Genomic DNA, 2,197 nt, shown 5'->3' on the forward strand with positions numbered 1-2,197 from the left:
GATAATCACGGTGGAGAAGGCTGGAGGAGGCTACAGGCTGAGGCAGGAGAGGTTCCTTCTCAGTGGTGACCACGAAGGCACCCTGTACCCCCGTGCCACTCACCATTGCAAGGCAGGGCGGAGTGGAGAGCATACTGATGGAGGCGCCCGAGATAATGGTAGGTGGTGATGGCTTCAGGCACATCAACCAGGGGGGGAGGAGCGGCTTCTACAGGGTCTTCTACACAGGGGACGCTTCAAGGGAGGTGCTGGGCAGGCTTGGTTCCATGAGCAACCTCGAGAGGCTTGGCCTGATCAACGATGCCTTCGCCGCACTGCTGTCAAGGAGGCTGCCAGTGGACGGATACCTTGAGGTGGTCTCTTCCTACATGAACGAGAGGGACTTCATAGTTGTGGATGAGATATCATCGGAGCTCCTTTCACTTACCCTCATCCTGCCATTCCACCAGGGACTCAGGGACAGGGCAAGGGAGTTCATGAGGGCACAGCTCCAGAGACTCGGAGAGAAGAAGGAGGGGGAGAACGAGAACGATACCGTGCTGAGGAGCTCACTGCAGCAGAAGCTCGTGATGGTAGACGATGACTACGCCTCCAGCCTGTCTGAGCTCTTTCCAAGGTACGGCGATATCGACCCGGATGTGAGGGGGGGTGCAGTGGCTATGGCCTTTGCCAGGTCGAAGAACTCCTTCTCGCCACTCACCCTTGCCCTTGAGCAGGCGCAGTCCGATGAGGACAGGGTGAACGTCATTAGGGCCATGGGCTGGCTACAGGGCGATGAGCTGGGGAAGTTCAACAGACTGGTGGAGGAGGGTAGCGTCAAGAAACAGGACTTCTACGTGTTCTACATCTCCTGTTCCATGAACCCCCCCTCTGGAAGGCAATTCTCCCTCAGGAACCTGGAGTTCCTGCACAGCAAGATGGTGGAGTACTTCAGCGGGACGGGCTACGAGGGCACCGTTCTTGAGGCCATGATACCCCTCATCGGCCTGGAGGACGAGGGTGAGACCAGGAAGAAGGTGGAGGCAATCAGGGGGGGCCAGGAAAACAGCATGGGCATAAGCAAGGGGGGGCTGGAGCTCCTTGCCATATATTCATCTCTCAGGAAGGAGGTCCAGGGTGGCTGATCCGGCATTCCATTCCAGATTCTTTTAATGCCCGATGGCATCTCCACGCATGGAGGTATCCAGTTACGACCTCAGGTTCGACATAAGGGATGATGGCTCCTACGATGGGATTGAGACCGTGAAGATGGTCTGCCACGGGGGGGAGCCCATATACCTGCACTCTTCAGGCCTATCGATTGGAAGCATTTCCGTGAACGGAAAGGCCGTTTCCTTCAGGGAGGACACTGAGAGGGAGATGATCCTGATAGAGGGCACATACTCCGGTGAGTGCTCCGTATCCGTGGCGTTCTCGGGCAGGGCCAGTGAAACGCTGCAGGCTTCTACTCCGCGAAGACGCCAAGCGGCCCAATGTACACGACGCAGTTCGAGTCTACAGATGCCAGGCGCATGTTCCCTTGTGTTGATGAGCCATCCAAGAAGGCAAGGTTCAGGGTCACTGTGACAGTGGGAAGGGAACTTGACGTTGTATCGAACATGCCTGTGGACAGTGTCCGTTATGAGGGTGAAAGGAAGGAGGTCAGGTTCAGGGAGACACCGAGGATGTCCACCTACCTCATATACATAGGGGGGGTTGGAAAGTTCGACACCAGGTCCACGGTGCACAATGGAGTCTCCATAGGCCTCGTGGCACCTAAAGGTAAGCTCACCCGGTCGGACTTCCCGCTCACCGTGGCGGAGAAGTGCCTGGACTTCTACGAGGAGTACTTCGACATAAAGTACGCTCTACCGAAGATGGACCTGATTTCCGTGCCAGAGTTCGCCGCAGGGGGGGCCATGGAGAACTGGGGGGGTGCCATAACGTTCAGGGAAATATACCTAGACATAGATGAGAGGACGAGCTTCCAGAACATGAAGCTCATAGCGGAGGTCATAGCACACGAGATAGCGCACCAGTGGTTCGGGAACCTCGTGACAATGGAGTGGTGGAACGACCTCTGGCTTAACGAGAGCTTCGCCACGTTCATGTCTTACAAGGTAATAGAGAGGGAGTTCCCAGAGATGGCCGCTACGGAGGACATGGTGAGGCTGCGCACACAGTCTGCACTCATGGGCGACGCGCTCAGGTCCTCCCA

2 protein-coding genes and 1 pseudogene are annotated in these 2,197 nt (G+C 56.7%); all 3 read left to right on the plus strand.

Features of this window, described 5'->3' with window-relative positions; all coding sequences use genetic code 11:
* Window positions 1-62: 62 nt before the first annotated feature.
* Entirely contained in the window at window positions 63-1,124 is a 1,062-nt protein-coding gene (locus tag JCM13583_RS11455; protein WP_075057769.1) for an ERAP1-like C-terminal domain-containing protein, read from the plus strand.
* A gap of 49 nt (window positions 1,125-1,173) precedes the next feature.
* The gene (locus tag JCM13583_RS11460) at window positions 1,174-1,566 is read left to right on the plus strand and encodes a hypothetical protein (RefSeq protein ID WP_075057770.1); all 393 of its coding nucleotides are present in this window, start codon (window positions 1,174-1,176) and stop codon (window positions 1,564-1,566) included.
* Window positions 1,473-2,197: pseudogene (locus JCM13583_RS11465) on the plus strand (peptidase); the annotation flags it as partial. The gene JCM13583_RS11460 and the pseudogene JCM13583_RS11465, both read left to right, overlap by 94 nt.

The organism is Thermogymnomonas acidicola JCM 13583, assembly GCF_001316105.1.
Taxonomy (GTDB): domain Archaea; phylum Thermoplasmatota; class Thermoplasmata; order Thermoplasmatales; family Thermoplasmataceae; genus Thermogymnomonas; species Thermogymnomonas acidicola.